The sequence below is a fragment of the Sulfitobacter sp. SH22 genome, assembly GCF_965641905.1.
Classification (GTDB): Bacteria; Pseudomonadota; Alphaproteobacteria; order Rhodobacterales; family Rhodobacteraceae; genus Sulfitobacter.
In genome coordinates this window covers 3,358,520-3,371,689 of sequence record NZ_OZ282573.1, presented here as the reverse complement: position 1 = coordinate 3,371,689, position 13,170 = coordinate 3,358,520, and the positions used below count along the sequence as shown (strand labels likewise).

Here is a 13,170-nt window from a genome sequence, read left to right as displayed (position 1 = left end):
TTTACCCGTCCATTTTCAGTGCGCTGATGAAAGCTTCCTGAGGGATATCCACCTTACCGAACTGGCGCATCTTCTTCTTACCGGCCTTCTGCTTGTCCAGCAGCTTGCGCTTGCGCGAGGCGTCGCCGCCATAACATTTCGCCGTCACGTCCTTGCGCATCGCGGACAGTGTCTCGCGGGCGATGACTTTGCCGCCGATGGCCGCCTGGATCGGGATCTTGAACATGTGGCGCGGGATCAGGTCTTTGAGCTTTTCGACCATCGCACGGCCGCGCGTTTCGGCGCGGTCGCGGTGGACCATGGTTGACAGGGCATCCACAGGTTCGTCGTTCACAAGGATCGACATTTTCACCAGATTGTCCTGACGGTAGCCAATCATCTGATAGTCAAAGGACGCATAGCCCTTGGTCACCGATTTCAGACGGTCGTAAAAGTCGAAGACCACTTCGTTCAGCGGCAGGTCATAGACCACCATCGCGCGGCTGCCCGCATAGGTCAGGTCCATCTGGATGCCACGACGGTCCTGGCACAGCTTGAGAACGTCGCCCAGATAGTCATCGGGCACAAGGATCGTCGCCTTGATGCGCGGCTCTTCGATGTGGTCCACGAATGTCAGATCGACCATGTCGGCAGGGTTGTGCAACTGCGTGACGGTGCCGTCTTTCATGTGGATGTCGTAAATAACCGACGGCGCGGTGGTGATCAGGTCAATGTCATATTCGCGTTCGATCCGGTCGCGGATCACCTCGAGGTGCAGCAGGCCCAAGAAACCGCAGCGGAAGCCGAAACCAAGTGCGGCCGAGGTTTCCATCTCGAAGCTGAAAGACGCGTCATTCAGCGCCAGTTTTTCGATGCTGTCACGCAGGTCTTCGAATTCGGCAGCGTCCACGGGGAACAGGCCACAGAACACCACAGGCTGCGCAGGCTTGAAGCCCGGCAATGCCTTGTCACAGCCTTTTTTCTCGTGGGTGATGGTATCACCGACGCGGGTGTCGCGGACCTGTTTGATCGACGCGGTGAGAAAGCCGATATCTCCCGGTCCCAGCACGTCAATTTCGGTCATCGCAGGGCGGAACACGCCGATGCGGTCAACGTGGTGCACAGACCCGTTCTGCATCATGCGGATGCGGTCGCCCTTTTTCAGCTGACCATCCATGATGCGCACCAGAACGATCACGCCCAGATAGCTGTCGTACCACGAATCAACCAGCATCGCTTTCAGCGGCGCGTCCAGCGTACCCTTGGGGGCAGGCAGACGGTGCACGACGGCCTCGAGGGTTTCGACAATGCCGACACCGGTCTTGGCCGACACGCGGATCGCCTCTGAGGCATCGATGCCGATCACGTCTTCGATCTGTTCGGCCACACGGTCGCAATCGGTGGCGGGCAGGTCGATCTTGTTCAGGACCGGCACGATCTCGTGATCCGCATCCAGCGCGTGATACACGTTGGCCAAAGTCTGCGCTTCGACGCCCTGGGTGCTGTCCACAACCAGCAAAGACCCTTCGACGGCGCGCATGGACCGCGACACCTCATAGGCAAAGTCGACGTGACCGGGGGTGTCGATCAGGTTGAGAACGTAATTCTCGCCGTTAAGCGCGGTATAATCGATCCGCACGGTCTGGGCCTTGATCGTGATGCCCCGTTCGCGTTCGATGTCCATGCTGTCTAGCATTTGCTCTTTCATATCGCGCAAGGCGACTGTGTTCGTCTCTTGGATGAGGCGATCAGCGAGCGTGGATTTACCATGGTCGATATGGGCGACGATGGAGAAATTGCGGATGTGTGAAAGTGGTGTCATGTTGAGGGATATGGTGCGGATTTGAGCGCTGGTCAATGGGGCGGATTGGCCTTGCGTGCGGATGATTGGGCTGTTGCGCGGCAGAAATCGATTTTTCGCCTGCGACAGGCACAAACGCTTGGCTTGCACCCAGCATGGACGCGATGTGCCGCATCAGCGAAAACGGCGCTGCGCATACCTTTGGACGCAGCCGAAAACACTGGAAATGCCGCTAAGCACTGCAAAGAAACCGGCTCCCGTTTCTGTGATCGCTAAGCGCGGCAGGACAAACCATTCGTGAATTGCCCCCTCCTTTGTTTTCCTGCATAGTTGCCACAGCAGAAGGCCAGCAAACGGGATCAACCCGGCGCGCCAAAAATGGGGCACTCGAATGGTACGAATTCTTACGATGATCTGTGCGCTGTCCGCTTTGGCAGCCTGTGGCGGGCCGCGCGGCTATAACCCCAGCGGCGGCTATGGTGGCGGGGCGGTTTTATTCGCCACCGGACCGATCAATTCGGCCTGTCTGGCGGCCGGGCGCAAGCAGGCCAGCCGGGCGCGTTGTGGCTGCATCCAGGCGGTTGCAGACCGCGAGCTTTCGGCATCAGACCAGCGCCGCGGCGTTCAGGTGTTCAAAGACCCCCATATTCTGCAACAGGCACGCCAATCCGACCGCGCCAGCGACAATGCTTTCTGGGCCGCATGGAAAGCCTATGGCAACACGGCGCAAACCCTGTGCAGCGCGGCGTGAACTGCCGCCCTTGAGGTTTAACTATCGGGGCAGGTCGGCTCTCCGAAACGGGCAATCAGCCGGTCTTTGATCTGGTCGCGGGCCGCGCGGTATTGCGCCATCTTTGCTTCGCGGGTTTCGCCCAACCCTGTGGGATCAAGGATTGGCCAATATTCCACAGCCAGGTGATAGAAACGCGTCAGTTCCAACGCGCGGCGCTGGCTGGCGGGGCTTAGCGCGATGACCAGATCGAACGAGCTTAGATCGTCGCCCCAGTTTTCCATCTCGTCAAAGCTGCGCGACCGGTGGCGCGACAGTTCGACATCCAGCTCCTGACAAACGGCGATTGAAAAGCCGTCAATCTCGAGATCATTCATGACGCCGACGGATTGGACATAGGTGCCCGTGCCGTAGAACTTTTTCATCAACCCTTCGGCCATAGGGGACCGGACCGCGTTGTGATCGCAGCAAAACAGCACCGATTGGGGCAGTTTTTCGACCATCTATCCGCCGTAATGCAGGACGCAGATCAGGGTGAAAAGACGTCGTGCCGTGTCTGTGTCAATCTCGGCTTTGCCTTCCAGACGCTCCTGGAGCACCCGCGACCCTTCGTTGTGGATGCCACGGCGGGCCATGTCGATGGTTTCGATCTGTGCGGGGGCGGATTTCTTGACCGCCTCGAAATAGGATTCGCAAATCTGGAAATAGTCTTTGACGACCTGCCGGAACGGCCCCAGCGACAAATGGAATTCCGCCGCTTTTTCATCCTTTTCGGTGTTCACATCAAACACCAGACGTTTGTCCCGGATCGAAAGCCCCAGATGATAGGGCCCTTCAGGCACGGGGCGGTCATCCCTGCGCGGCAGGGAAAAAACGTTCTCTTCGAGCAGGTCAAACAACGCGACTTTGCGTTCCTGCTCGATCTCGGGCGTGGGCGGCGGCAGGTTTGCGTCGTCAAGCACGATATGCGTGATCCGAGACATTGGCTTCTCAATTCATACTTAGGTTCGGGCGACCATAGACCGCCCAAATGGGTTGTTCAATCTGGTCGCGGCGTCACAAATTCAGCTTGCCCAGACGGGCGGTGACCGACAGGCCGTGGGCCTCGAGGCTTTCGGAGCGGGCAAGCCGTTCAGCAGATGGCCCGATCGCGCGCAAGGCTTGGGGTGTCATGCGGGCAAGTGTGGTGCGTTTCATGAAATCAAGCACCGACAGCCCCGAAGAGAATCGCGCCGACCGTGCCGTCGGCAAGACGTGGTTCGGACCGCCGATATAGTCGCCGATGGCCTCGGGCGTCCATTGGCCCAGAAAAATCGCGCCGGCATGGGTGATTTGCGCGCTCAAACCATCCACATCCGCCACGCATAGCTCAAGATGCTCGGGGGCGATGCGGTTGCTGAGCTTGGCAGCAACGGCCAGATCCGGAACCGTGAGGATCGCCCCGTTGTCGCGCCAGCTTGCACCCGCGATCTTGCGCCGCTCAAGCGTCTCAAGACGTTTTTCAACGGCTGCCGCGACGGCCTTGCCAAAGCTCGCATCAGTCGTGATCAGAATGGATTGCGCGCTTTCGTCATGTTCGGCCTGCGACAGCAGATCAAGGGCGATCCAGTCCGGATCGTTATCGCCATCGGCAATCACCAAAATCTCGGACGGGCCCGCGATCATATCAATGCCGACCTTGCCGAACACGCGGCGCTTGGCTGCGGCGACATAGGCATTGCCCGGCCCGGTGATCTTGTCGACGGGCGGAATTGTGGCGGTGCCATAGGCCAATGCCGCAACAGCCTGCGCGCCACCAATCCGGTAGATTTCATCGACACCCGCGATGCGCGCGGCCAGCAGGACCAGCGGATTGAGAATGCCGTCAGGTGTCGGCACCACCATCGCCAGACGCTCCACCCCTGCAACCTTGGCTGGTATCGCGTTCATCAACACAGACGACGGATAGCTGGCAAGCCCGCCGGGCACATAGAGACCCGCAGCCGACACAGCCGTCCAGCGCCAGCCCAAGGTCGCGCCGACCGCATCCGTCCATTCCGCGTCTTCGGGCAGTTGGCGGGCATGGTAATCGCGGATGCGGGTGGCGGCCAGCTCCAGCGCGGCGCAGTCCTCGGCCGAGACCTGGGTCACGGCGGCGTCGACCTCGGCAGCCGTGATGCGCAGGGTGTCAGGCGTCAGGGCGATGCGGTCGAACTGCTGGGTCAGCGCAATCACGGCGGCATCGCCGTTTTCGCGGACCTGCGCGATGATGTCGGCGACTGTATCGTCGACATCCGTGCTTTCTTCGCGCTTGGCCGACAGCAGGGCTGTAAAGGCGGCTTCGAAATCAGGCTGGGAATGGTCTAGAAACTGGGGCATTTGATGTCCTTTTCAGCCGGTTGCCCGATATCGGGCGGGGCTTTGCAAGGGAATGTTGTTTTTGGATATTTAAGAGCCAGAGAAGCAGGTCAGGCCGGATGTTCCGGCAGCTTGCGGGACGGGGCAACATAGGGTTTGGTCACGTCTTTCAAGGTCACCTCGAGCGCTTCGACGCTCAGCCGGATCGCACCGTCACCGGCGAGGGTCAAAAGGACATCCCCCGATGGTGCGTCGGTTTCTTTGAATTCGATGTGGAGCAGCGACAGGATCGTGTCGGCGTCGCCCTTGGTGACCCCTTGGGTCGATACACGCTGCACGTTGTTGAACATCAGGACCGACTGCACACGCTCTGCCGCATGGCGGGTTTTTCCGTTGTCTTCCCAGCGCACGCGGTTCAGCAGCAAGGCGAAACGCGCGCCCTTCTGGTGCCAGCGCATTTCAGAGGCAGGGAACACCGCGTCTTGGGTGAGCGACGAGATCACTTTGAGATCCTCGGCATCCAGGGCACCAAGGTTCAAGGGTGCCTCGCGGCCGTCTTCGAAACGTGCGTCCTGATCCCGGGTCATTGGTCTTTGATCCGCTCGATGTTGGCACCGACGCCGCGCAGTTTGGCCACGACATGTTCGTAGCCGCGATCCAGGTGATAGACACGGCTGACCTTGGTTTCGCCTTCGGCGGCCATCGCAGCAAGGATCAGCGACACCGAGGCGCGCAAATCGGTCGCCATCACCGGTGCGCCTTTGAGTTTTTTGACGCCGGTCACTGTCGCGGTGCCGCCGTGGACTTCGATTTCGGCCCCCATGCGGATCAGTTCGGGCGCGTGCATGAAGCGGTTCTCAAAGATCTTTTCTTCCAGCACCGAGGTACCCTGCGCGGTGCATAGCAGGGCCATCATCTGTGCCTGCAAGTCGGTGGGGAAACCGGGGAAAGGTTCGGTCGTCACATTCACCGCCTGGATCGACCCATTGCGACGGGCAACCTTGAGGCCCTTTTCGGTTTCCATCACATCAATGCCCGCGGCGTCCAGTTTCTCGCAGAACGCTTGCAGCAGGTTGATGCGACCGCCCAGCAATTCGACCTCGCCGCCGCAAATGGCGGGGGCCAGCATATAGGTGCCCAGTTCGATCCGGTCGGTCACGACGCGGTGGGTGGCACCGTGCAAACGGTCAACGCCCTGAATTTCGATACGGCTGGTGCCGTCGCCGTCGATTTGCGCCCCCATGGCGCGCAGGCAATCGGCAAGATCGACGATTTCGGGTTCGCGGGCCGCGTTATTGATCACCGTCGTGCCTTTGGCCAATGTCGCGGCCATCATGATGTTTTCCGTGGCCCCGACGCTGGCAAAGGGGAAATCAATCACAGCGCCTTTCAGTTTTCCGCCCGCCGCCTTGGCATGCAGGTAACCGTCGCGCAGGTCGATCTGGGCCCCCATCAGTTCGAGGCTGTCGGTGTGAATATCCATCGGACGCGCGCCAATGGCACAGCCGCCGGGCAGCGACACCTGTGCATGGCCTTCGCGTGCCAGCAGCGGGCCAAGCACCAGATTGGACGCCCGCATTTTACGCACGATGTCATATTCGGCGCGGGTGTTGATTGCGCCGTGGCAGGACATCGCCAGCACCTGACCGTCCTGCATGGAGGTGACTTCGGCCCCAAGCGAGCGCAGCAATTCGGTCATGGTGCGAATGTCGGAAAGGCGCGGCGCATTTGTCAGCGTCAAGGGTTCTTCTGACAGCAGGCAGGCCGGCATCAGGGTCAGACATGCGTTCTTGGCCCCTGCGATGGGAATTTGTCCCGACAGCGCGCCGCCGCCTTTGACCACAATCGAATCCATCGTTCAGCCTTCCGTATCTTGGCCAGCTTGGCCGTTGTCTGTCGTTTTCTCTGCCCGGCGCGCGCGTGCTTGCGCCTTGCGCCGACCCATATTTGCCTTCAGCGCAGCCTTGAGGCGATCCTCGCGGATGGCCTTGGCGTTCTTGGGCTTTGGAGGGGCGGTACCTTGTGACATGTCGATTGTCTAGCGCAGCGGGCAGTCAGGGTCCAGATAGCCCTTGCACCATATTAAGAATGCGTCTAATCAGCCGCCCAACGTGCTGGAGTAGCTCAGTGGTAGAGCGCGTCATTGGTAATGACGAGGTCGGGAGTTCAATCCTCCCCTTCAGCACCATTATCCCCATATAAACAGGCGCTTAGACACGGTTTCGCATGAAACCCGCGGGCCGCAATTTGTCGGCCCATCATTGCGACCGACTCTGTCTTGCGCGCTATGTTCGGGGATGTTTCGGTTTTTTCGAATTTTTGTTTGATGTGGTCGCGCGCGGTGATTTTTTTGGCGGCCCTGAACTTTCCTGCGCAACGGCACCTTGGAGGGCATGAAATCGCCGGACATCTTTGCTGATAAATTAGGCAGAGCGGCGAAACGCAGTCTTTGGGGATGAACCCTGAAAATCCTGCTACCCGACTGAAACAACAGCACAATACGGCAGCCAGCAAAATGCGATCCGGTCAAATTGCCGACAGGTGGCCGGAATGGCAGCCTTATTGTGTTGCTGCCCTGCACCCAAGTCGCCATGCTGACTTCAGGAGCACCCAATTTATGTCAATTACCGCCAGTATCTATCACCTTACGCATTACAAATATGACCGTCCGGTCACGCTGGGGCCGCAGATTATCCGCCTGCGCCCTGCCCCGCATTCGCGCACTCGGGTGATTTCGCATTCCCTCAAGGTGTCGCCGGAAAATCATTTTGTGAATCACCAGCAAGACCCTTATGGTAACTGGCTGGCGCGTTTCGTGTTTCCCGAACCGGTGATGGAGTTCAAGATCGAGGTCGATCTGGTCGCTGACATGTCGGTCTACAACCCGTTCGATTTTTTCGTCGAGGAATCTGCGACCAAGTTCCCCTTTACATATGGCGATGAAATAGCGCCCGACCTGAGCATCTATATGCAAGCGGAGCCTGTCGGCCCGCTGTTGTCGGATTTCATGAAGACGGTGTCGCGCGATCCGATGGTCACGGTCGATTTTCTAGTGATGCTCAACAGCCGACTGGCGTCCGAGATCAACTACGAGATTCGCATGGAACCGGGCGTGCAAACCGCCGAGGTGACCCTTGGCCGTGCCTCGGGGTCGTGTCGCGACAGCAGTTGGTTGCTGGTGCAGATCCTGCGCAATCTGGGTTTGGCAGCGCGGTTCGTGTCCGGCTATCTGATCCAGCTGAAACCTGACTTGAAAGCCCTTGATGGCCCGTCGGGGACCGAAACAGATTTCACCGATCTGCATGCCTGGGTCGAGGTGTATCTGCCCGGCGCGGGCTGGGTTGGTCTTGACCCGACATCGGGGCTGCTGGCGGGCGAAAGCCATGTGCCACTGGCCGCCACCCCGCATTACCAGAACGCCGCGCCGATCGCCGGTGTCGCATCCTATGCCGAGGTCGATTTCTCGTTCGATATGCAGGTCAGGCGCACGGCAGAGCACCCGCGCATCACCAAGCCGTTTTCGGATGTATCGTGGGACGCGCTGAACAAACTGGGGCAGGACATCGACAAACGGCTTGAGGCGGGCGATGTGCGCCTGACCATGGGCGGCGAGCCCACATTCGTGTCGATTGACGATTTTGAGGGGTCCGAATGGAACACCGATGCCGTTGGCCCCACCAAACGCGGGCTGGCAGATAAGCTGATCCGCCGCTTGCAGGATAAATTCTCGACCGGCGGTTTGCTGCATTACGGTCAGGGCAAATGGTATCCGGGCGAAACCCTGCCGCGTTGGACGTTCTCGATGTTCTGGCGCAAGGACGGGCATCCGATCTGGAAAGACGTCGATCTGCTGGCGCGCGAGGACACGCACGAAGATGTCGGCCCCAGTGACGCACAGGCGCTGTTGGTCGAAATCGCGCGCAGCCTGTCCGTACCCGGTGAAAACGTGCTGCCCGCCTTTGAGGACCCTGCCGAGTGGATCATCAAGGAAAGCAACCTGCCCGAAAACGTCACGCCCGAGAATTCCAAGCTGAAAGACCCCGAAGAACGCGCCCGCATCGCGAAGGTGTTTGAACGCGGGCTGACCGCGCCTGCGGGCTATGTTTTGCCGGTTCAACGCTGGCAGGCCCGTGCAGAAAGCCGCTGGATGTCAGAGGTCTGGAACCTGCGCCGTGGCAAAGTGTATCTGGTTTCGGGCGACAGCCCTGTGGGCTACCGTTTGCCGCTTGGCACCCTGCCCCATATCCCCGCCAGCGACTATCCTTTCGTCTATCCCCAAGACCCGTCAGAGCCGCGCACACCGCTGGTCGCGCCTGAGCAGGAGCGCCCTCAGGCGATTGCCAGCCGCACCGAAGATACCAGCATCAGCCAGACGCAGGTGGAACAAACGCTGGGCGACCTGACCGGTGCCGTGCGCACCGCGATCTCGGTTGAACCGCGTGATGGCAAGCTGTGCGTGTTCCTGCCGCCTGTTGAAACGCTCGAGGATTACCTCGAACTGATCTCGGCCACGGAAAACGCCGCCAAGACCATTGGCCGCAAGGTGTTGATCGAAGGGTATTCGCCGCCCAGCGATCCGCGCATCGACGTGATCCGCGTGGCCCCCGACCCCGGTGTGCTTGAGGTCAACGTGCATCCTGCCGCGTCCTGGGCGGAATGTGTGCACACCACCGAAACGGTTTACGAGGAAGCCCGCCAGACCCGTCTGGGCACGGACAAGTTCATGATCGACGGGCGGCATACCGGCACCGGCGGCGGCAACCACGTTGTTGTTGGCGGGGCAACCACCACCGACAGCCCGTTCCTGCGCCGCCCTGATCTGCTCAAAAGCCTGATCCTGTTCTGGCAGCGTCATCCCAGCCTGTCCTATCTGTTCTCGGGCACCTTCGTCGGGCCCACATCCCAGGCGCCCCGCATCGACGAGGCGCGTCATGATGCGCTGTACGAGTTGGAAATCGCGCTGGACCAGATCTGGCCACCGGCCGAAGGCACCCCGCCCCCGCCATGGCTGACCGACCGTTTGCTGCGCAACAGCCTGATCGACGTGACCGGAAACACCCACCGGACCGAGATTTGCATCGACAAGCTCTATTCCCCCGATGGCCCCACAGGCCGTCTGGGTCTGGTCGAGTTCCGCGGCTTCGAGATGCCCCCGAACCCGAGGATGAGCCTTGCCCAGCAGGTCTTGATCCGCGCCATCATCACGCGCTGCTGGGAACATCCGATCAGCGGCAAGCTGACCCGTTGGGGCACCACCCTGCACGACCGTTTCATGCTGCCCGCCTGTATCTGGGATGACTTTCTGGACGTGCTGGACGACCTCAAGGGGCACGGCATGGCGCTGGACCCCGCGTGGTTCAAAGCGCAGGCCGAGTTCCGTTTCCCCTTCTGCGGTGATGTCACCTATGAGGGCATGACGCTGGAACTGCGTCAGGCGCTAGAGCCCTGGCATGTGTTGGGTGAAACCGGCGCGATCGGCGGCACGGTGCGCTATACCGACAGTTCGGTGGAACGCTTGCAGGTCAAGCTGACCGGCCCCAACCCCGACCGCTATCGCGTGACGGCGAACCAGCGGTTCGTGCCCCTTCAGCAAACTGCCAAGACCGAAGAACGCGTTGGCGGCGTGCGGTTCAAAGCGTGGAAACCTGCGGTATCGCTGCATCCGGTGCTTGAGGTCGACGCGCCCCTGACGTTCGATATCTACGACACATGGACGGGGCGTTCCCTGGGCGGCTGCCGCTATCACGTGGCGCATCCCGGCGGGCGGAATTTCGATACCTTCCCCGTGAATGGCAACGAGGCAGAGGCGCGGCGTCTTTCGCGGTTTGAACCGATGGGCCATACGACCAGCAGCTTCACCCCGCCTGATGAAACGCCGCATCCCGAATTCCCCATGACGCTTGATTTGCGGCGGCGTCCCGGTTTGTAACAGATGCAAAAATCCCCCACCTCCCAAACGCAAAGCGCGCCCCGTGACCTGTTGACCGCATACCGGCAACAGGCCGGTGCGCGCGACGAGATGGTGGACAAGGCCGGAAACGTGAAACCGGTCTGGCAGCCGTTTCTGGACCACTTGCAGGGGTTGGGCGATCAGGACATTGCGCATCGTTTTGCACGCGGCAACCAATATCTGCACGACGCAGGTGTGCGGTTCCGCCAATATAACGACACCGCATCCGAAGACCGTGATTGGCCCCTAAGCCCCGTTCCGGTGATCCTGGATCAGGACGAATTCGAGCGCATCTCGGAAGGGCTTATCCAGCGTGCCGAGCTTTTGGATTATGTGCTGCGCGATCTATATGGCCCCGCCGAACTGGTGTCCTCGGGGCAATTGCCCGCAACCCTGCTGACCCAGAACCCCGCGTGGCTGCGGCCCATGGTCGGCGTTGAACCGGCGTCGGGGCATTTCCTGAACCTGCTGTCCTTTGAAATCGGGCGCGGGCCCGATGGCAAATGGTGGGTCATCAGCGATCTGGTCGAAGCACCGTCAACCGCCGGTTTTGCCATCGAAAACCGTGTGGCGATGACCAAGGTTTTCCCGAATTTCTTCACGAGCGCCAATATCCAGCGGATTGCCGGGTTCTTTCGCGACTTTCAGCAACAATTGTTCGAACTGCGCGGCAAATCAGACGGGCAAATCGCCCTGCTTTCGCCCGGTCAGGGCAACCAGAACTATGCCGAACACGCCTATATCGCGCGGTATCTGGGCCTGCTGCTGGTCGAGGGCGAAGACCTGATCGTGCAAGACGGCAATGTTATGGTGCGCACCGTTGCAGGGCCGAAACCTGTCAGCGTCATCTGGAACCGTATCCCAAGCGCGCTGACCGATCCGCTTGCGCTGGACCAGACATCGCTGATCGGGACGCCCGGTTTGGTGGATGCCTTGGCCCGGCAACGGGTCAATATGGTCAACTCCATCGGGGCCGCCGTGCTCGAGACGCGCGCGTTGATGGCGTTCCTGCCCAAGATTGCCCGCCAGCATTTCGGCGAAGCGCTGAAACTGCCCAATATCGCGACATGGTGGTGCGGCGAGCAAAGCAAACGCGACCATGTGATTGCCAACCGGGACCGGATGATCGTCGGCTCCGCCTTTTCCACCGAACCGATGATGGCCGATACCCAAACCGCAAGCCCGCAAGAAGCGGGCAAGATGACAGAACTGCTGAACCGGTCGGGCCGCGAACTGGTCGGCCAAGAGGTGATCACCCTTTCGACCACCCCGACCTATGAATACGGTGCATTGGTGGCGCGGCCCATGTGCATCCGCCTGTTTGTGGCCCGCACCCCACAAGGCTGGCAGGTGATGCCCGGCGGCTATGCGCGGGTCAGTGCGGGGGATGATGCAACCGCCTTTGCCATGCAGCGCGGCGGCAAGGTGGCCGATGTCTGGATCACCGGCGGCAATACGGTCGAAACCCCCAGCCTGCTGGTCTCAGGGTCCGGCTCGACCCAGCGTCTGTCGGCACGGGCTGCCCTGCCCAGCCGCGCGGCGGATAACCTGTTCTGGCTGGGCCGATACGTTGAACGCGCAGAACATAACATGCGGCTGTTCAGGGCCTGCTTTGCCCGCATTAACGACGGCGGCAACCCAGATGCACCGCTGTTGCGTTATCTGCGCGATCACCTGATGGGCGGTGTGGCCGCAAGCTCCGGTGCCATGGCCGCCACCTTCGAATCCCCGCTTGAACAGGCACTTGTTGCGGCGCGGCGGATCGGGGACAGGTTTTCTCCCGACGGGATGATGGCGCTGCATGATCTGGTTGCAACAACCGACGGCCTGAAAAACCGCCATGTCCCGCTTGAGGACATCCCCAAAGAGATCAGCGTTTTGCTGCGCAAGATCACCGGATTTGCAGGGCTGGTCCACGAGAACATGTACCGGTCGGACGGGTGGCGCTTTCTAAGCGTTGGCATCTCGCTGGAACGGGCATCCAACATGGCGCATTTGCTTGCCAAACTGCTGTCGCCCGACGCGCCCGACGGTGCGTTGGATCTGGCGCTCGAGATCGGCGATAGCGTGGTGTCCTATCGCGCGCGATTCTCCATTCTGGCGGACCCGGTTGCGGTGGCCGACATGCTGGGCGTCGACGACCAGAACCCCCGCTCGATCCGCTATCATCTGTCCCGCGCCAAATGGCATATTTCCGACCTCCCGGGGCAAAGCAGCAGCCATGTCCTGTCAGAAGTGGCCCGCAAAACGTTGTTGCTGGAAACTCAGCTTGCGGCCAGCACCCCGGCCGAGCTGACGCCAAAGGTATTGCTGAAAATCCAGCGCGATATCTGGTCGATCGCCGATGCCCTGACCCAAGCACATCTGGTCTGA

Annotated in this window: 10 protein-coding genes and 1 tRNA gene; 4 read left to right on the top strand and 7 right to left on the bottom strand. The window is 60.5% G+C overall.

What is annotated here, in order from left to right; translation table 11 throughout:
* Position 1: 1 nt before the first annotated feature.
* Positions 2-1,801, bottom strand: coding sequence for a translation elongation factor 4 (lepA, locus tag ACSQ13_RS18435; protein WP_295511349.1), 1,800 nt, complete (start codon positions 1,799-1,801; stop codon positions 2-4).
* Between the two features lie 370 nt (positions 1,802-2,171).
* On the opposite strand from lepA, the gene ACSQ13_RS18430 reads away from it, so the two are divergent.
* Positions 2,172-2,531: a hypothetical protein gene (locus tag ACSQ13_RS18430; RefSeq protein WP_255200255.1), complete on the top strand. Its 360-nt coding sequence runs from the start codon at positions 2,172-2,174 to the stop codon at positions 2,529-2,531.
* A 17-nt stretch (positions 2,532-2,548) separates the two neighbouring features.
* Here ACSQ13_RS18430 and ACSQ13_RS18425 read toward each other — a convergent pair whose 3' ends face one another.
* The 6 genes from ACSQ13_RS18425 to ACSQ13_RS18400 all read right to left on the bottom strand — a co-directional run bounded on the left by ACSQ13_RS18425 (position 2,549) and on the right by ACSQ13_RS18400 (position 6,876).
* Positions 2,549-3,013, bottom strand: coding sequence for a low molecular weight phosphatase family protein (locus ACSQ13_RS18425; RefSeq protein WP_176251201.1), 465 nt, complete (start codon positions 3,011-3,013; stop codon positions 2,549-2,551).
* Complete coding sequence (locus ACSQ13_RS18420) at positions 3,014-3,493, bottom strand: UPF0262 family protein (RefSeq protein ID WP_176251200.1); 480 nt, start codon at positions 3,491-3,493, stop codon at positions 3,014-3,016.
* Positions 3,494-3,566: 73 nt separating this feature from the next.
* A complete protein-coding gene (gene hisD, locus ACSQ13_RS18415) occupies positions 3,567-4,868 on the bottom strand; it encodes a histidinol dehydrogenase (protein ID WP_295511345.1) in 1,302 nt (433 codons plus the stop codon).
* 89 nt (positions 4,869-4,957) lie between these two features.
* Positions 4,958-5,434, bottom strand: coding sequence for a DUF2948 family protein (locus ACSQ13_RS18410; protein ID WP_295511343.1), 477 nt, complete (start codon positions 5,432-5,434; stop codon positions 4,958-4,960).
* On the bottom strand, positions 5,431-6,702 hold the full coding sequence (gene murA, locus ACSQ13_RS18405) for a UDP-N-acetylglucosamine 1-carboxyvinyltransferase (RefSeq protein WP_176251197.1): 1,272 nt from the start codon (positions 6,700-6,702) through the stop codon (positions 5,431-5,433). The genes ACSQ13_RS18410 and murA overlap by 4 nt, the downstream gene beginning before the upstream one ends.
* Before the next feature lie 3 nt (positions 6,703-6,705).
* Positions 6,706-6,876, bottom strand: coding sequence for a hypothetical protein (locus ACSQ13_RS18400; protein ID WP_295511340.1), 171 nt, complete (start codon positions 6,874-6,876; stop codon positions 6,706-6,708).
* A gap of 84 nt (positions 6,877-6,960) precedes the next feature.
* Between ACSQ13_RS18400 and ACSQ13_RS18395 the strand changes: the two genes are divergently transcribed.
* From ACSQ13_RS18395 to ACSQ13_RS18385, 3 genes are all read left to right on the top strand, one after another.
* Positions 6,961-7,035 (top strand) — tRNA-Thr (locus ACSQ13_RS18395).
* Between the two features lie 429 nt (positions 7,036-7,464).
* Positions 7,465-10,776, top strand: coding sequence for a DUF2126 domain-containing protein (locus ACSQ13_RS18390; RefSeq protein ID WP_295511338.1), 3,312 nt, complete (start codon positions 7,465-7,467; stop codon positions 10,774-10,776).
* Between the two features lie 3 nt (positions 10,777-10,779).
* Positions 10,780-13,170: a circularly permuted type 2 ATP-grasp protein gene (locus ACSQ13_RS18385; RefSeq protein WP_176251194.1), complete on the top strand. Its 2,391-nt coding sequence runs from the start codon at positions 10,780-10,782 to the stop codon at positions 13,168-13,170.